Source organism: Paenibacillus sp. 11B (assembly GCF_030487755.1).
Taxonomy (GTDB): Bacteria; Bacillota; Bacilli; order Paenibacillales; family Paenibacillaceae; genus Paenibacillus; species Paenibacillus vandeheii.
The window spans coordinates 24,961-41,794 of sequence record NZ_JAUKNS010000003.1; the positions used below are offsets into that span (position 1 = coordinate 24,961).

Annotated in this window: 17 protein-coding genes; 5 read left to right on the forward strand and 12 right to left on the reverse strand. The window is 47.9% G+C overall.

The features are described 5' to 3' along the window. Nucleotides 1-135 precede the first annotated feature (135 nt). A complete protein-coding gene (locus tag Q0V21_RS15115; protein WP_236703443.1) occupies nt 136-831 on the forward strand; it encodes a threonine/serine exporter family protein in 696 nt (231 codons plus the stop codon). Nucleotides 832-850: 19 nt separating this feature from the next. Further along, nucleotides 851-1,300, forward strand: coding sequence for a threonine/serine exporter family protein (locus Q0V21_RS15120; protein ID WP_285075085.1), 450 nt, complete (start codon nt 851-853; stop codon nt 1,298-1,300). Between the two features lie 230 nt (nt 1,301-1,530). On the opposite strand, the gene Q0V21_RS15125 is transcribed toward Q0V21_RS15120, so the two are convergent. The 10 genes from Q0V21_RS15125 to Q0V21_RS15170 form a co-directional block, all read right to left on the reverse strand. Further along, on the reverse strand, nt 1,531-3,393 hold the full coding sequence (locus Q0V21_RS15125) for a transglycosylase domain-containing protein (RefSeq protein WP_301879577.1): 1,863 nt from the start codon (nt 3,391-3,393) through the stop codon (nt 1,531-1,533). Further along, nucleotides 3,387-4,112, reverse strand: coding sequence for a HAMP domain-containing protein (locus Q0V21_RS15130; RefSeq protein ID WP_301879578.1), 726 nt, complete (start codon nt 4,110-4,112; stop codon nt 3,387-3,389). Before Q0V21_RS15130 ends, Q0V21_RS15125 begins: the two co-directional genes overlap by 7 nt. 164 nt (nt 4,113-4,276) lie before the next feature. Further along, nucleotides 4,277-5,413, reverse strand: coding sequence for a sensor histidine kinase (locus Q0V21_RS15135; RefSeq protein WP_301879579.1), 1,137 nt, complete (start codon nt 5,411-5,413; stop codon nt 4,277-4,279). Nucleotides 5,414-5,467: 54 nt separating this feature from the next. Then, complete coding sequence (locus Q0V21_RS15140; protein WP_483312376.1) at nt 5,468-6,190, reverse strand: response regulator transcription factor; 723 nt, start codon at nt 6,188-6,190, stop codon at nt 5,468-5,470. Nucleotides 6,191-6,531: 341 nt separating this feature from the next. Further along, nucleotides 6,532-6,990, reverse strand: coding sequence for a DinB family protein (locus tag Q0V21_RS15145; RefSeq protein ID WP_301879580.1), 459 nt, complete (start codon nt 6,988-6,990; stop codon nt 6,532-6,534). A 169-nt stretch (nt 6,991-7,159) separates the two neighbouring features. Then, entirely contained in the window at nt 7,160-8,044 is an 885-nt protein-coding gene (locus Q0V21_RS15150) for an IS3 family transposase (RefSeq protein WP_301879581.1), read from the reverse strand. Beyond that, nucleotides 7,993-8,310 carry a helix-turn-helix domain-containing protein gene (locus Q0V21_RS15155; protein WP_079350485.1) on the reverse strand — a complete coding sequence of 106 codons (318 nt, stop codon included), beginning with the start codon at nt 8,308-8,310 and terminating at the stop codon, nt 7,993-7,995. The genes Q0V21_RS15150 and Q0V21_RS15155 overlap by 52 nt, the downstream gene beginning before the upstream one ends. A gap of 132 nt (nt 8,311-8,442) precedes the next feature. Next, nucleotides 8,443-9,387: a YwqG family protein gene (locus tag Q0V21_RS15160; protein ID WP_079350766.1), complete on the reverse strand. Its 945-nt coding sequence runs from the start codon at nt 9,385-9,387 to the stop codon at nt 8,443-8,445. 149 nt (nt 9,388-9,536) lie between these two features. Next, nucleotides 9,537-10,826 carry an ammonium transporter gene (locus Q0V21_RS15165; RefSeq protein WP_079350767.1) on the reverse strand — a complete coding sequence of 430 codons (1,290 nt, stop codon included), beginning with the start codon at nt 10,824-10,826 and terminating at the stop codon, nt 9,537-9,539. Between the two features lie 2 nt (nt 10,827-10,828). Then, nucleotides 10,829-11,242, reverse strand: coding sequence for a hypothetical protein (locus Q0V21_RS15170; protein WP_301879582.1), 414 nt, complete (start codon nt 11,240-11,242; stop codon nt 10,829-10,831). A gap of 281 nt (nt 11,243-11,523) precedes the next feature. On the opposite strand from Q0V21_RS15170, the gene Q0V21_RS15175 reads away from it, so the two are divergent. Continuing rightward, entirely contained in the window at nt 11,524-12,024 is a 501-nt protein-coding gene (locus Q0V21_RS15175) for a DinB family protein (RefSeq protein WP_079350769.1), read from the forward strand. 73 nt (nt 12,025-12,097) lie between these two features. On the opposite strand, the gene Q0V21_RS15180 is transcribed toward Q0V21_RS15175, so the two are convergent. Both Q0V21_RS15180 and Q0V21_RS15185 read right to left on the reverse strand, forming a co-directional pair. Further along, nucleotides 12,098-12,601, reverse strand: coding sequence for a GNAT family N-acetyltransferase (locus tag Q0V21_RS15180; RefSeq protein WP_079350770.1), 504 nt, complete (start codon nt 12,599-12,601; stop codon nt 12,098-12,100). A 100-nt stretch (nt 12,602-12,701) separates the two neighbouring features. Further along, the gene (locus Q0V21_RS15185; RefSeq protein WP_301879583.1) at nt 12,702-13,850 is read right to left on the reverse strand and encodes a M23 family metallopeptidase; all 1,149 of its coding nucleotides are present in this window, start codon (nt 13,848-13,850) and stop codon (nt 12,702-12,704) included. A gap of 229 nt (nt 13,851-14,079) precedes the next feature. On the opposite strand from Q0V21_RS15185, the gene Q0V21_RS15190 reads away from it, so the two are divergent. Continuing rightward, complete coding sequence (locus Q0V21_RS15190; protein ID WP_079350772.1) at nt 14,080-14,847, forward strand: response regulator transcription factor; 768 nt, start codon at nt 14,080-14,082, stop codon at nt 14,845-14,847. Further along, nucleotides 14,844-16,604: a sensor histidine kinase gene (locus Q0V21_RS15195; protein ID WP_301879584.1), complete on the forward strand. Its 1,761-nt coding sequence runs from the start codon at nt 14,844-14,846 to the stop codon at nt 16,602-16,604. The genes Q0V21_RS15190 and Q0V21_RS15195 overlap by 4 nt, the downstream gene beginning before the upstream one ends. The last annotated feature ends 230 nt before the right edge of the window (nt 16,605-16,834 follow it).

Sequence of the window (16,834 nt, forward strand, 5' to 3'; positions counted from 1 at the left end):
GAACGGAGCTTGATCCGGTTGGAATATATCCCTCATGATCCTCCACCCGTGCCTCAGTCTGAGACGGAGCTGGTTGGGACAAATCATACTGAACAATCCAGAGTGATCGCGATCTGTCTATTGGCAGGCAAAATTATGCTGCAAAGCGGCGGTGAAACCTACCGTGTGGAAGATACGATGAAACGCATGGCTGCCGCGCTGGGCCTTCCCCATTCGCACAGTTACGTTGTGCCCACAGGCATCTTCTTCTCGGTTGATGCAACCGAGCCTGCCAAGCTGATTCGAATCTCGGAACGAACCACGGATTTGCACAAGGTATCTGAAGTGAATGCCGTTTCCCGGCGTATTGGACAAGGTGAATTGTCCGTTGAAGAAGCGTATGCGTTGTTACAACAAATTGAGGGACAGCCCTCCTCCTATTCTGCGGTTGTGCGGCTTACGGCGGCGGCGTTATCCAGTGGGTGCTTTACCATTATGTTTGGTGGAGGCTGGGTCGACTTTCTCCCTGCAGTGCTCTGCGGTGGTATCGGCTATGCAGCGGTCATTGCCTTCCATCGACTGGTACTCGTGAAGTTTTTTGCCGAGCTGACAGCTTCATTTGTCATTGGCCTGCTCGCCTTTTTGCTTGTCTATATGGGTGCGGGTCATGAACGGGACAAAATCATTATTGGCTCAGTCATGCCGCTGGTACCGGGACTGCTGATTACCAATGCTGTGCGTGATCTGATGGCCGGGCATCTCGTGTCCGGGCTATCCAAGGGAGCCGAGGCGTTTCTGACGGCTTTTGCGATTGGTACCGGCATTGCTGTTGTTTTTTCACTTTTTACGTAAGACGGAGGAGTTGCAGGTTATGCTTCATTTTATTGAACAAGCCCTGACCAGCTTTGTCGCCTCGGCTGCATTCGGCATCATCTTCAACGCCCCACGACGCATGCTGCTTCACGGTGGATTTGTCGGCATGATTGGCTGGATCATCTACATTGTGCTCGAATATGCAGCAGATGCTGTTCCTGCTACACTGGCAGCGACCATCGCGGTAGGTGTCATCAGCCAGCTGTTCTCCCGTATGTTTCGCGCACCCGTCATTATCTTTAGCGTGGCTGGCATCATTCCGCTCGTTCCCGGTGGGCTGGCGTATAATGCGATGCGTAATTTTGTGCAAAATGACTACGGTGCTGCCATGGAGATGGCTGCCAAGGCACTCATGTTATCCGGTGCCATCGCGATCGGACTTGTATTGTCCGAAGTGTTGAACCAAATGATTCGTCGTTTACCTGAATCGTTGCGAGCAAAACCCTAGCAGTAGATAAATATACTATCACTAAAACGATAATGGCCCGTGGGAGACAGGGTAAACTGTCCTTCACGGGTTTTCCATATTTTTAATCCATGTTGGATCCGGGATTATCTCCCTTGCAGCGGTCTCATCGTTGCATCCATTTGTTCGATAACTGTACGATCCATAAGGCAGAAATCTCCCCATGTCTGCTGGAAAATCCTTGTCCATCGTTATACAGTAAACCATCTCTTTCATGGCAAAGCACGCTTCATAACAGACGCAAATAAATCTGCCGCCACACCACTTCCGGATCTCATATAATGTTCTGCATCCGTACGATCAAATCCCATCCAGACTGCAGCCGTCCACTTGCCGGTATATCCCACGAACCACAGATCCCGATTAGCTTCCTTGCTTACATCAGGTAATGCAGCCTGCGTTGTTCCTGTCTTCCCCGCTACTTTATGCCGACTCAGCTGTGCTCTACTGCCTGTTCCCTGACTGACCACATCTTGGAGCATACGGGTCATAGCCGTTGCCGTGTTGGTGGAGATCACCTGCTTGTTCTCTGGCTTAAAAGTATAAATCGCCCGGCCACGTGAATCCGTAATTCCACGAATCAGATGTGACGTATTAAACTTGCCGTTATTAGCAAAGACAGAATAGGCCTGAGCCATTTTCAGTGGAGATACCCCTTTATGCAAGCCACCCAAGGCAATCGACAGATTGAGATCCTCCTTACCCAGTTCAATGCCCAATCGATCTGCAAATTGATGTGCGCGTCCCAACCCTGTCTCATGCAGCAGCCATACGGCTGGAGCATTGATGGAATGTTCAATGGCTTGTGACATCGTAACTGTACCTCTGTAACGCCCACCCAGATTGCTTGGTTGATAACTCCCATATTTCATGCGTTGATCAGGCAGAATACTCTCCGGCTTAAACCGCCCGGATTCCAATGCAGGTCCGTATGCAATGATGGGCTTGAATGCAGAACCGGGTTGCCTTGCATCCGCGGTTGCCCGGTTAATGCCTCCTTTTACAGGGTCACGCCCGCCCATCATCGCTTTGACTTCACCGTTATGCTGGTCCAGTATGACCATGCTCGCCTGCACTTGCTCATCCTTGCGATCATCGGTGAACCGGGAAGATTCGCTGAACGCTTGCTCCATCGCTAGCTGCGCTTGATCATCCAATCCTGTATGAATGGTCCAGCCTGCGGATTGAATCTCTGCTATACTTTTGTCTGTAAGGCGAGAAGCCTCCTCGATCACCGCATCTAATGCAGACACGTAAGCAGGCACTGGCGAGCCTGGACTCGATGCAGATGTTGGATCTGGCGGTGTATAGTCCACACTTCGCGCTTCCTCCATCTGTCTCTTTGTAATAATTCCTTGCTCATGCATGAGGCCAAGAACCACAGAACGCCTCTCTTTGGACAGGTCTTCCCGATCTACCGGATTGTATATGGAAGGTCCTTTGGGAATTCCAGCCAGCGTAGCGATTTGCCAAATCTCCAGCTGATGTAAATCCTTAATCCCGAAGTAACGCCACGCCGCCGCTTTAACCCCGTACTGCTGACGTCCCATATAAATATGATTCAGATACAGCTCAAATAGCTCATCCTTGCTAAATTTCTTTTCCATCGCCATGGCAATCGACATCTCATTCACCTTGCGAACCAGCGTTTTGTCTCCGTTCAAGTACAGATTTCTGGCCAGTTGCTGTGTAATGGAGCTGCCCCCCTGACTGAGATTCATATGTAAAACATCCTGCACAACCGCCCTGCCAATCCCAATAAAATCCAATCCGTTATGATTATAAAAACGTCGATCTTCCGTAGCCAGAAACGCCTGCTTTAACAGATCGGGCATGTCCTTCAATTCGGCATATTCCGAATATCCCTTGGTTTGCACTTGTAATCTCGAAATTTCTGTTCCGTTGGCATTCGTAATGATGGTAGAAGAGGCCGTTGATATGGCCTCAGGATGATTGCGAAGTACACCTTCGCCGTAAGCAACCAGATAGATATAGCCGATCACAAGCAAAATAACGATCACTACAGAGGCATCAAATATGTGATAGACTCCCCGCCTTATACTGGATCTCAACATTCAGGCTCCCTGAATACATGAGGAATGGAACCTGAATGTTCTTGTGGCTTCATTTCCATGGAATCCAGGGCAAGCTCCAGCCTTAACGTCTGTTCATACGCCAGCCTGACCCAGTGCTGAATCTCCGCTTCATCCCGGCAGCGTCCTTCCATGACCATATCAAGCGATGAACGAACACCATAGAGCGTCAGTTTAATCGGCAGATCGGCACTTATGCGACCAGATTGTGATCCAACCAAATCTTCTTGAATATGTTGCTTTCCGAACCAATCTTCGCCTCTTGGCTCCCGATCTATCCACTCATGATCTGAACTATTTATGTGCTCCGCTTGTATACGTATGGCAACGTCATTCAGATCGGCAGCAATCTGCCGCAGTTCCCCGCCATTCAACACTTCAATCGGTGCTGAAATTTGGCCATTAGCCAGCTCATGAGCTCCACGAGCAATCACCTTGAGGTCATCTGCAATCTTCTGTGATCGAATCCAAAAAAACAATGCAAACAAACCTCCCCCGATGAATATAACCAACGGTGTTGTTCCGATATGGTTTATCACCCAATGCATAACGCGAGTTATCCCTGTTGTCTCAGAGAGGAGATGACGGTGGGCAAAACGTAACATGTGATAAACGACAAATAGGAGCGCGGCGCTAAGTAACGCGCTTGCTCCACAGATATATATGTATCTAAGTCTGACTGTACGTAATAATAATCTCATATTCGGCATCCTCCTCAATTTTGCAGCTCATGTGTACGATTGAGGTTAAGGATACCGAATATTTCTTAATGAGGAAGTGGGTAACTTCTTATCATTTTCTTAATTAAGCAATTAGGATGTTGAATCAAGCAAGATCTAATACATCGGACGAGAATTCTTTCAAGTTACTGTTCCGCTTGGTCTCTGTTCATCGGAGCAGCAGTTACAGGGAAACGCGTAACAAAATCGGTTCGGCCCTGTTCACTGTAGGCAGCTATACTTCCTTGATGCAGTTCTATCATTGACTTGGCAATAGCCAACCCCAGTCCGGTGCCGCCCGTATCACGAGAGCGGGACTTGTCCACCCGGTAGAATCGATCGAATAAATGGGGCAAATCCTGGGCCGGAATCGGTTCACCGTAATTGCTGATACGCACCACGGCTTCATCACCTTCAAGAGACAACGCGATCTCCATCACTTTCCCCTGTGCCCCGTAACGGATTGCGTTACTGAACAGGTTCTCATATGCACGAACAAGCTCCCCGGGAGCGGCCTGAATCCATAAAGGCTCCTGTCCACCGATGATCTTGTATGTCATGCCCGCCTCTTCCAGCATCGGAGCGAACTCTTCCGCCAGCTGCATCAGAAACGGGTTCAGGTTCAGAGAAGTCAAGGACAAGGGCAGGCTCCCACCACTGACACGGGTATATTCGAACAAATCGTCGATCAGTTTCCTTAATGTTAAGGATTTCTCGTACGCAATGCTCACGTAATAGCGCATCTCAATTTCATCCTGATACCGATCCTTCTCTATGTACTCCAAAAATCCGAGAATGGAGGTAAGCGGTGTCCTCAAATCATGAGAAATGCCTGTAATCAAATCATTTTTGGCAGCGACCGCACTACGCTCCTCCTGCAATGACAGCTGCAATTGTTCAGCCATCTGATTAATACTGGCAGCGACAACGCCAAATTCATCCGATGTCTTTACCTCGATCCGATGAGACAGTTCTCCTTTGGCTACTTCCTGAATTCCCGCGGTAATCTCATCCAAAACGAGCATCAGCCTGCGTGTGAACAGGAAAAAGAACAGCACAAAGCCAAGTATGCCAATTATAATCATTAATGGCACCGACCCAATATTGTTCACCAGCCACCTAATGCCCTTTGCAGGGAGCGAATAATCAGGATAGGTCTGAGCTTCCAGAATGGATCGTACAACTTTGCTGCCCCCATACAAAATAGCCGCCGTTAAAATGCCACTCAGCAAAAATGCATAAATAAATTTCCAGCGGACTGTGTTAATTATTTTTGAATTCATCTCGGAACTCCCTGCTCACGCTCTGTATCCAATTCACCTTGTAGACGCACGTGCTTATTGTGGTTTGATCATCTTATACCCAACACCCCATACCGTCTGTATGAACTTGGGATGTTTGCTGTCGAGTTCAATTTTCTCCCGAATCTTGCGGATATGCACCATGACGGTGTTGTTGGATTCCATGAATTCCTCTTTCCAGACCTGTCTGTAGATCTGCTCCATACTAAGCACAGAGCCTTGATGGCGCGCCAGCAGCTCCAGAACGGCAAATTCACGGGGAGTCAGACGAACAGGCTGCTCATCCACCCAGACCTCATGGGTATCGGTATTGATGACCAGATCGTCAATCACCCATTCATGCTCCTTGTTCTCCCGGCCTTCATTGAAGGTATAGTACCTGCGAAGCTGTGATTTTGCCCGTGCCACTAGTTCAAGCGGGTTAAACGGCTTGGTCACATAATCATCAGCACCGATGCTCAGCCCTGTGATTTTATCCATATCCATGCTTTTGGCGGACAGCATAATGATCGGCATTTTCTGCTCTTCCCGAATTTTCATACAGGCTTCAATTCCGTCCATATTTGGCATCATGACATCCAGAATAATCAGATCAATTGGCTCTTTCTTCAATTGCTCAAGCGCCTCGATCCCATCACTGGCTGTCAGAACCCGATATCCTTCATTGCCAAAATAAATCTCCATCAGTTTAATAATATCCTGCTCATCATCCACAAGCAGAATGGTTGCTGGCTGTGCCACGGCATTATTCCTTTCCATTCCATGAATCATTGCTTTGATCAGAGTATACCACTAGAATATGAATCTGCGAAAATCATCGCGCTCAAGAAAGGGGGTAACACGTTCAAATTCCCAGTACTGAATGCCCCTTCATAATGGGTTAATTATCGTAAACCAATGCAATCTCTGAATATGTTCAGTCTATTTCTCTCAACCTATGTAGTGTTGTTGCCTTCCATTTGGTACTCCCTATCAGTAAAGTATAGTATCGTCGATCTAATCCCGATTTAACCGTTGCTTGTTTCGGATAACATGCTCTATGTATTCTATCTAATCTTGTTTCTATTCAGACAGAAACTCGTATGATGTATCTAATTTTTCTATTCAAACAACGCCACTTTGGGCTCCATACCAGTCAAAGTTAGCATCGTGTGCAGTTGGCCCCTGTGGTGGTATACATGTCCCATAATCTCAAGCAACCACTCCAGACGACTGTACGAAGCGCCCCGATAGGAGTCAGTCACCTGTAATAATTCTTCCGTGTTAAACTGTCTGTATCTATGGTAAAGGTACATCTGATTGGCAATCAACGCTTCCTTGATCTCACTGAGTGTATTCGGCTGATTTTCCTCGTAAAACAAAGCCATTTCTTCTTCAGAGGCTCCCTCCGAAATATGTACATCTGCACGACAAATGACGGATAGATGAGAAAGTAACTCTCCAACCGGCCGCTTGCCTTCAATCGGAGTCAAAGCCAAATCCTGTTCGGATAGTTGGTCACATAAATTGATTAATGATGTGACTGCCACATCAATATGTTTGAATGCGGATTGAATCAACAGAAACACTCCCTTTTTATCCCATTATATAGAACGTATGATCGCTAATCAACCCATTTATTCCCCCTTCATATATAAACCAGCCATGTTTGAAAACTAACAATGACGAACAAAAAAGCCCCTCCTCCCTCTGGTCAAGACCCCATTTAGTAGACATTATAAAAAGACCCTAGGCTGCAAACTGGCGTCGGTACTCTACCGGCGTCAGTTTTTTTAGTTTCCGTTGTGGCCGTTTTCGGTTGTAAAAACGGATATATTTTTCGATTTTGCTTTGTGCTTCGCTAAGCGTTCGGATATGATAAGGATAGAGTCCTTCCGTTTTGAGATGCGAGAAGAAACTCTCCATCGAGGCATTGTCATAACAATTTCCTCGGCGAGACATGCTGATTCGGGCGCCAACCTTTGGCAGCATGTCGTGGTAAGCATGAGACGTGTACTGGAATCCTTGGTCGCTATGAACGACCAGTCCGGTCACGTCTTTTTGCTTCGCAAACGCCTTGCTGAATGTGCGAAGCACCAGTTCATTGTCGTTGCGTTCGCCTATTTCGTAAGCCACAATTTCGTTATTAAACAGATCCTTTATGGCTGAAAGATATATCCAGCGCTCTCCCACACGATACTGGGTAATGTCCGTTACCCATTTCTGATTCGGTTTTTCTGCACTGAAATCTCGCTTCAAGAGGTTCTCTGCTACACGCTGCGCAGGTGTATACGAGCTGCTGGAGCGCCGTTTACGACGGATTCGAGATTGAATACCGAGCATTTGCATCAGGCGGAGCACCTTTTTGTGGTTCATCCAAATCCCCTGATCTTGCCAAAGGAACAACTGGAGCTGCCGATAACCATATTTGCCTTCATATCGTTGATACGTTTGAAGCACTTGTTTCTTCGCCTTTGCGTCGCGATCGAATCGTTTACGTTTTACATAGGCATAAAATCCACTCCGTGACACGCCAAACACATCACAAAGTTTCTGGATATCACCGTATGCCGCTACTTTTTCTATGATCTGAAATCTTTCTTGTTTGCTTCCTCCTTCCAGATGACCAAGCACTTTTTTAGCAACTCATTCTCCCGTTTCAGTTTTTGTACAAAGCGGTCTTGATCCAAGTATTCTTTACGTCGACCTCGCTGATCCATCAGTCCAAACTCACCTTGTTCCCGATATTTTCGCATCCAGCGCTTCATTCGTCCTGGATCATGAATCCCCAGATGTTCATTAATCTTTCGATAAGTCCACCCCTCAACCGTATGCAAACGAATAGCCTCATTTTTTATCTTCTCCGAATACGTTTTAAACTTTTGTCCCTTAATCGCCATAAAAAAATACACCCCCTAGAATTTCATCGGCTAAACCCAGGGGTTTTTCCAATGTCTATTCTAAGGGGTGCACTTCACTCTTATAGACGGCATTTGGGACTTTTTGTTGCTTCTATGATAACAAACATGAACTTAACTTGAATATAACGAACAATACGTTTGATCGAATCGTCCTGCAAGCAAGTCCTCCTTGCGAATGAAAAATTGCAACTCTCCACAATCCCACCATTGAAATCCGATAGCGTCATGCGTATCAATTTTCAATAGAAGCAATGTATCCGAAAGCTCTTGTTGTGTCCGTTCCTCATCTCCACCATAATGAGCAGTCAGCTTCTTCTCACACGCCTGTTCATCATAATCATACTCTTCACCAAGTACGATCTGTAACAGCGCCTGATGCTCTGCATCCGGATGTTGACCGTCAGGATATCCAAACATGCCACCCCAGTTCTGTGTACTCGGATGATTCCAGCTGGACTCGAATTCAAGGTATCGGTCATATAGACCTTCCTCCCCTTCGACGGCTACTTTTCCACCAGATAGCGGGGCAGCGAGTGCATTCAGATCCAGAGAATCAATGTACGCATATGTAGGAAACTCAAGGTTAGGCAGCACCGTTACCGAGTGCGCTACAAAATCCTCCTGCTTCAGCGCAGTTTCGCCCGCAGGCTCTCGCCTTGTCAGGTTATGAGCGTCCGGCTCGTAAATTACACGATGCTCAATATGATAAGCAGGCTCATCCACTCCAATGAAAAAATATAACATGCCCCGTTCGGGCAAATTCCCGCGACCATCATTTGGCATATATGGCGTCAAGTCCACAAGGTTCAACTGGGCCAGGAAAGTCATGGGTACTCCATCCTGTGTCAAAGGCCATTTCATGTTCTCCGGCAGATCCGGATCTCCACCTACACGTGAATTTCCTGTTCTGCGATACTCATCCGCTGTCGATACATCAAGGCGAATTCCCCAACGACTTGAAGATAACAGCAGATCGGCAGCATTACCCAATCCATATTCCTCAAGTGTTTTCCGGGCTTTTCTGGTCAGACGTTCACATTGTTCAGGTTTAATCATACAGATCCTCCCCTTCTGACAATACATCTATGGTGAGACATATTCAGGTACACACCTGTATATTCTTCCGCTGCCTCTTCTTTCCCTGCTTCTAGCGAAAAAAGAGACTGACATTCGCTGTCAGCCTCTATCCTTACGATCCATCATCCCTAACGATTCCGATGCGGTAGATCATCCTGGAATGCGCGAATATGCTCCTCGCTATCCAGAAATTCATGCGACTGGTGGGCAGCCATTACACCATGATAACTAATATCCAGGCCCAGATCTTCCTCTTCTTCCGTAGAACGGACAGGAACCATCTTGCCAATCAGCTTCAGACCGATCCAGGTCATGACAAATCCCCAGACGACCAGAGCCGTGAGACCGAGCGCCTGAACACCCAGCAGCCTCCAGCCGCCTCCCATGAACAAGCCCCCATCCGTTGCAAATAAACCCACGGCAATGGTTCCCCACATCCCGGATACAGCATGAACAGGGAACGCCCCCACCGGATCATCAATCTGCCTGCGGTCCAGCCAACTCGTTGCAGCCATCATGAGCAATCCGGATACCGCCCCAATGAATATCGCAGCCACATCACCGACAAAGGCACAACCCGCCGTAATACCAACCAAACCGGCAAGCGAGCCATTAATGACGGATGGTGCATCCGAACGATTGAAACGGAACAAGGTGTAGAGCAGTGTAACTGCGCCGCCCGAAGCAGCAGACAACATCGTAACGATGGCAATGTGACCGATCCTTACATCAGTCGCGCTGAGCGTACTTCCTGCATTGAAGCCAAACCAGCCGAACCATAGCAGAAATGCGCCTACAGATGCCAGCGGCAGATTGCTCGGAAGCGCAATGGCACTCACGCCAAGCGGCGTGTATTTTCCTTTACGCGGCCCAATAATAATCGCTGCGGCCAGTGCAGAGAACCCGCCCAACGCGTGAATGACCGCGGAACCAGCAAAATCCTGCATCCCCAGCTTGCTGAGCCAACCGCCGCCCCATGCCCAGTGACCACCAATTGGATAAATAATTGCGGTCATCAGTATGATGTACAGCAGGTAGGCTCGAAAGTTAATCCGCTCAGCCACAGCACCCGATACGATGGAAATGACGGCAATAGTAAACGCGGCCTGGAACAGCCAAAATGTTTCCAGTGATACGGGTACGTCCAGATGAGACAAATCTCCATTGAGGAAAAATCCAGTTATGCCTACCAAACCACCAGCATCAGAACCATACATTAAGCCAAATCCGATCGCATAGAAAAGCAATGTCCCAATCGTAATGTCGGCGAAAACCTTCATAATAATATTCACGCTATTTTTATAACGTACAAAGCCAGCTTCCAGCAGGGCAAACCCGCCCTCCATCAACAAAATCATGGCTGCACTCAGTACGACCCAGACCGTATCAATCCCGGAGCTTAACGTCTCCAAAGTCATGCTTATACATCCTCCGTTTCCCTAAGCTGTCTAATCTCCCGGATCGTTTCGGGCGTAAGCTCGATTTCGTCCCGTTCAATGCTGTCCGGATGCTTGATTCGTTCGGCAATGCGGTCCAGTTCTCGTATCCGCCGCCGAATCTGCTCCATTTTGCGAAAACGTTCCTTCACCTGGACCATATATTCCACCGCCTGGTGATGGGATGCGGGTCGCCCTGCGAACCATTTGCGTACTGGCGACAAAGATTGATAAGCGACTTCTTCCGCACGTTTTTTTTGCTCGAATTGTTCAATTTTATGTTTGAGCGTTTCAATCTCATTTTCTTTTTTGACCTTGAGCTGTTGGATAAGGTACAATAAATCGGACGATGATATTTGCAATGCTGTATGTTGATACACTTCGTCAATTACTAACATACCATGTCAGGACTCCTTACATATAAAGTTACTTGTTATCGATTATAGAGTCCAGCAGCACTTAGCGTCAATCCTTTTTTGGCGATGGTATGATTTGAAATAGCTCATTTATAAGAAATAGCTTTTTTCTTACCCCTACAACTTCAACTAACAAGGTTAATTCAATCCTCTTTCGCATTCACCCTTCATATCCTCTATGATATATATCAAGCACCCACATGCTGGGCCTACACATATACAAGCTGACATCATAGAACTCATATAAAGGAGAGGATTGCACGATGTTCACTCGTAATGACGACATTCGGAGCCAAATCTGGGAAGCGATCTCTGGGCTTAATGAAGAACAATTGAACCTTAGACCCACACCTGAACGCTGGAGTATGATGCAAGTGCTCCGTCACCTGAATCTGATGGAAAGTATAATTGTGAAGCAAGCTCGAGCGGCTCTAGAGAAGGAACAGACCGTTTCTGTGGACAAAAAACCATATGAGCTAACACTGGATCGCAGCCACTCTGTCAACGCTCCGGCTCATCTCCAGCCTCCTGCGGAACCGGAAGCTCTGGCGAATGTTCGCCACGACCTGGAAGCCTCGCATCAGGCGCTGATGCACGTTGCACAGGATCATGAGGCTGAACTGCTGCGGAGCAAGTCCTTTCCTCACCCGGTTTTCGGTGAGATGGATCTGGCTCAATGGGTCTATTTTGCAAGCTATCATGAAGAGCGTCATCTGGCACAGATTCAGGATATTAAGCAAAGGCTTGGCGTGTCCCACACCTAAATTCCATGTAAGCAAAAATAACCTCCAATCCACGCGCTGTGGATCTGGAGGTTTCATTTACTTTGAAATAGGCTTATATTTTTTTGCCCAAGATCGCCAAATCCCGGTTGATGCCATCCAGCACAGCCACTTCGGGGTAATACCCCCACTGTTCAAAGCCATGCTTGCGCAATAACCCCAGACTCGGTTCATTATGTCCAAAGACAAAGCCCAGAATCGTCTTGATTCCAAGCGCAGGACAAGCGTCAAAAATCGTGTTCAGCAAGCGTCCTCCTGCCCCAATTCCCCGACACTGCTGATCTACATATACGCTGACTTCCACCGTCCCATTGTAAGCAGGGCGTCCGTAAAATGAACTCAGGCTGGCCCAGGCCACAACCTGTCCGTTATGCCTCATCACCCAGAGTGGACGATGATCCGAAGAATGCTCCTCAAACCATGGAACTCGCTGCTCTACAGTCACTGGCTCCAAATCCGCCGTCACCATCCGGCTCTCAATCGTGGAATTATAGATCTCCACAATCCTTGGCAAGTCCTCACGACGCGCATACTCAATCTGCACACTATCCAGTTCCATGTCTACTCCTCCATCATCCTGATCAATTCTATCTCATGACGGTATTATAACGGAGGAAGGAAGCTGGCGTCATCCCCAAAACATCCGGTCAGCCCCGCAATTACTCAGACAATCCCTGGAAGGTCTTTCCCCGGGTTAACTGCTGGCTCTGATCCGCCCAACGAATGTTAATGGAATGGGAAGTAAACAGATCCGGTCCGTCCGATACCTGGAAGTGCAGGTGAGCTTCGCTGGAGTTCCCCGAGTTGCCCAGCTCTCCGATGAGGTCTCCCTGCTTGACTTTATCCCCTTTTTGGACCGCTACACTGCCTTCCTTGATATGACCGGTGATGCTATATTCTCCATTTCCATGGTCAATGACCACATTGTTACCTGCCGGTTCTTCCGGGTTCATAACGCCTGGCGTATTGTCTGGAATATCGTTCTTGATGTCAACTACGGTTCCGTCCGCAGCCGCATAGAGCGGTTCACCAAAAGCGTAATAACTTGCATTCACCTGCGCATCCCCGTTATAGCTGAAACCTTCTTTGGTTCGCACGATATCAAGCGCGTAGCGCTGTGTTTCATGCTCATAATGATAGTTAGACATCACATCATTGCCTCCCCAGAAGACATACCATTCCCCCTTCATAGGGAACTGAAATTCGGTTTTGGTAAACTTTCCATCCGTGTCCTTATGGGTTACCAGCGGCTGGATCAACAGCCCCTCAATCTGATTGGCTTCGCTAAAATAGGCTTGAATCCCTTTTGTTCCGGTTTGATCCTTCCAGGAAAGCTCAGTCAACTTGTTCATTTTGAGATGGACCACTTGATTCAGTGAGGTTACCCCCTCCAGAAATTGATCAGCAGATGTTTTGAATTGTTCAAGGGTTATCGCTTGCTTCAATTCCGGACTCATCTGACTGTAAATGGCATCCTTGGAACCATTCATTAACGTATCGATGAAATTGTCGGGTGTAATGATTGCGCTCACCTCTGTACCTGAATTCTCTTCCTGATCGGTAGTCTCACTGGCTTCATTGGTATTTGTCGTCTGTTCCTTGGACTGCTGCTCCGCCTGCTCGGATGTAATCGAGTTACTGTTACCGCATGCAGACAACATCACGAAGGCGCCAAGGGTAATGGCAATCAGCCTCCAGCTCTTTTTGCTCTGTAATTTCTCATGTGCAGCATATGTGGATTCCAGCTGACTTCTTCCGTAATTCGAGCGCTGCTCCTGTACCTTAGTTCTCTCATGCAGCCTGTTCATTCTCCACCTCATTCTCAACATCCCTTCTGGTGATCGTTATACTTTCCAGTTAAGTGTACAGAATGAATCTTATCCTTCGTCTAACCCATCCTTACATGTAGCTAAACTGTGGCGTCCTCTATGGCATCATAATTAAGATTCCGTTAAGATAGCTCTCACACTACATTGCCCTTCTGGATGGTATGATTAGCAATAAACAATAGGAAGTCCTGGGAGGTCATTTCACATCATGGATCACGTCTCCATACTGCTAGTTGATGATGAACAAACCATTTTACATATGCTCAAAACCGTTCTGCTTAAAGAGCGATTTGTAGACATTGATACCGTCGCGACTGGCGAAGAAGCGATTACCGCCTGCCAAAATAAAACCTATCATTGCATCGTGCTGGATATCATGCTGCCTGGCAAAAGCGGACTCGAAATCTGTCCATTTCTGCGGCAAGTGACCGATGCACCGATTCTTTTTCTCACTGCCAAAACAACGGATTATGACAAGTTAACCGGATTCGCCGTTGGCGGCGATGATTATGTCGTTAAACCATTTAATCCACTGGAAGTTGTAGCTCGGATCAAATCGCTGCTGAAACGGTATTTGCCTACCAAACTGGCGACCTCTACTACTGCAGCTCCACCCTCTTCTGACGTAAATACATCATCTCCTGCCGTACAGGATGGGATATATGATTTTGGTCGCTTTCAAGTATTTGAACAAGCCGGTGAACTTCAGGTTGAAGGACAGGCCGTAACTTGTCCGGCACTTGTCTATCAGCTGCTGCTCTTTTTCTGCAAACATCCCAATCGTATTTTCACCAAATCGGAATTGTATGAGCGCGTCTGGGGCTCGGAAGCCATCAGCGACGACAATACCGTTATGGTTCATATTCACCGGATCCGTGAGCGGATTGAAGCCGATCCCTCTAACCCTGCGTTTCTCGTCAATGTCCGGGGTCTGGGATACAAACTCATTCAGCCTAACCCTGTGTCACGCCCATGAGCATTCGTCGCAGGTTAATGACGCGGTTTATCGGTATGCTTGCTGGTGCAGTCGTTATTATCATCCTGTTGGGTTCCGCAGCCACCCATTGGGTCATTCACAAGATGAATGAAGTAAGCCTGGTGGATGACTTCGCTACCAGCGGTCTTGACCAGTTGATCAATACCGCAGAGATCATGCCCGATGGGACGGTCCGCTATGATCCCAAGCTGCTGAAGCAGGTCGAGAAAAATCACGGGTGGCTGCAGGTTCTGGATGAGAAAGGTCATGTCATTGATGATTTCAATACACCGGGCGACGTTCCAACGCAATATAAGCCCGGAGAGTTGATCGCATACTGGGGGGCCGAAAAGGCGTTCCCCTATCAGATCGCCATGTTGATTCGGGAGAAAAACGGTGAGGATTTCACCTTGTTGTATGGCGAACGCAATCTGTCCAAATCCTTGCTTGATCAAGCCCGTGAGGATAGTCATTACGCCAATGGAGAGCTTGTGCTTCAATCCAAACAAGAGGAAGCCATTCGTTCCAAAGGTGCCTATCTGCAAATTTTGGACGCCTACGGACAGGAGCTGGTCTCTTACAACAAACCAGCCATGGGTGTCCCCAGTAAATACAGCATTCAGGAACTGGTTCTGCGTATTCGTTATCCCAATCGATATGGCATGTCGACCGCAACCTTTTACGATGAACAGAATGGCACAACCTGGATGCTCAACATACCGATCGATACCACTGCTTCAGGGGGTGAAAATCCCTATAACTTCATTTTGGCCCCAGCTCTCGTCGTGCTGCTCCTATCCGTTGTCATTTTGCTCATCCTCCTGGCCCTTTGGTACGCCAATCGTTTCGGTTCCCCCATGCTGCATATGCTCCAATGGCTCCAGCGGCTGGAGCAGGGACATTATGAGGAACCCAAAGGCATCGGTGGCACCCCTCGCAGCCAGCGACGAAATGGCAAATGGAAACGGAAATACCACGTGTATGCTGAAGTGCTTCGCTCCATGCAGGCATTATCCACCACACTGAAACAAGATGAAGAGCTGCGTAAACAGACCGAGTCTCTGCGTGAGGAATGGATCGCCGGAATAACGCATGACCTCAAGACGCCTCTGTCCTCCATCCAGGGATACGCCCATATGCTTGAAGCACAGAAGTACAGCTGGTCCCCGGAAGAAGTGCGAGAATTCGCGGGTATTATGCTGGACAAATCCATGTATATGGACCGACTTGTGAATGACCTTGCCATGACGTACCGATTGCGCAGCGGTGGATACCAGCCACCTGTGGACGAAACTGACGTGAATACGTTACTGCATGATCTCGTCCAGCGTGCAGAACGCAATCCGGTCTATGGCAAAGGGAGAATTTTGTTCCGGCCTGCCAAAGCTCCGGTCTATGGCCATGTGCATATTCCATCTTTTGAGCGCATTGTGGATAATCTGACCGCTAACGCCCTTCTCCATAATCCAGCGGAGTCCACCCTGACCGTTAGTGTACATCCGGGTGAACAGACAGGCGAATTCAGTGTTCATTTTGCCGATGATGGGCAAGGAATGGACTCGGAAACGGTCTGGAGGCTGTTCGAACGATACTATCGCGGCACTGATACTGGCACATCCGATGTCGGATCAGGGCTTGGTATGGCGGTTACGAAAGGGTTAATCGAAGCGATGAAGGGCCGTATCGAGGTTCAATCAACTTCTGGAGTGGGTACTGTCATTCGGTTAATATGGGATGGACAATCAGAACAGGGGTAAAAAACATTCCGCTTGACCTTTTCATTTCAAGTCTATATAATCGACACTCAATAACACCTGTTCCAATATATTGATATAGACTTCAATGATTTTAAGATCAATTCAATCGATATCGATTCTGCATATTTGGCGATGACCAGAGACAAGATTCCGTTTGCGTGCTGCCCAGAGAGAGAAGGGATTGGTGAAACCTTCTTCAGCGAACGGACCGGAATTACCCCTCTGCAGCC

Excerpts from the sequence above, each read along its gene's own strand:
- Q0V21_RS15115 (WP_236703443.1), top strand. The coding sequence starts at position 136 with ATGCTGCAAAGCGGCGGTGAAACCTACCGTGTGGAAGATACGATGAAA.
- Q0V21_RS15120 (WP_285075085.1), top strand. The coding sequence starts at position 851 with ATGCTTCATTTTATTGAACAAGCCCTGACCAGCTTTGTCGCCTCGGCT.
- Q0V21_RS15125 (WP_301879577.1), bottom strand. The coding sequence starts at position 3,393 with ATGTTGAGATCCAGTATAAGGCGGGGAGTCTATCACATATTTGATGCC.
- Q0V21_RS15130 (WP_301879578.1), bottom strand. The coding sequence starts at position 4,112 with ATGAGATTATTATTACGTACAGTCAGACTTAGATACATATATATCTGT.
- Q0V21_RS15135 (WP_301879579.1), bottom strand. The coding sequence starts at position 5,413 with ATGAATTCAAAAATAATTAACACAGTCCGCTGGAAATTTATTTATGCA.
- Q0V21_RS15140 (WP_483312376.1), bottom strand. The coding sequence starts at position 6,190 with ATGGAAAGGAATAATGCCGTGGCACAGCCAGCAACCATTCTGCTTGTG.
- Q0V21_RS15155 (WP_079350485.1), bottom strand. The coding sequence starts at position 8,310 with ATGGCGATTAAGGGACAAAAGTTTAAAACGTATTCGGAGAAGATAAAA.
- Q0V21_RS15160 (WP_079350766.1), bottom strand. The coding sequence starts at position 9,387 with ATGATTAAACCTGAACAATGTGAACGTCTGACCAGAAAAGCCCGGAAA.
- Q0V21_RS15165 (WP_079350767.1), bottom strand. The coding sequence starts at position 10,826 with ATGACTTTGGAGACGTTAAGCTCCGGGATTGATACGGTCTGGGTCGTA.
- Q0V21_RS15170 (WP_301879582.1), bottom strand. The coding sequence starts at position 11,242 with ATGTTAGTAATTGACGAAGTGTATCAACATACAGCATTGCAAATATCA.
- Q0V21_RS15175 (WP_079350769.1), top strand. The coding sequence starts at position 11,524 with ATGTTCACTCGTAATGACGACATTCGGAGCCAAATCTGGGAAGCGATC.
- Q0V21_RS15180 (WP_079350770.1), bottom strand. The coding sequence starts at position 12,601 with ATGGAACTGGATAGTGTGCAGATTGAGTATGCGCGTCGTGAGGACTTG.
- Q0V21_RS15185 (WP_301879583.1), bottom strand. The coding sequence starts at position 13,850 with ATGAACAGGCTGCATGAGAGAACTAAGGTACAGGAGCAGCGCTCGAAT.
- Q0V21_RS15190 (WP_079350772.1), top strand. The coding sequence starts at position 14,080 with ATGGATCACGTCTCCATACTGCTAGTTGATGATGAACAAACCATTTTA.
- Q0V21_RS15195 (WP_301879584.1), top strand. The coding sequence starts at position 14,844 with ATGAGCATTCGTCGCAGGTTAATGACGCGGTTTATCGGTATGCTTGCT.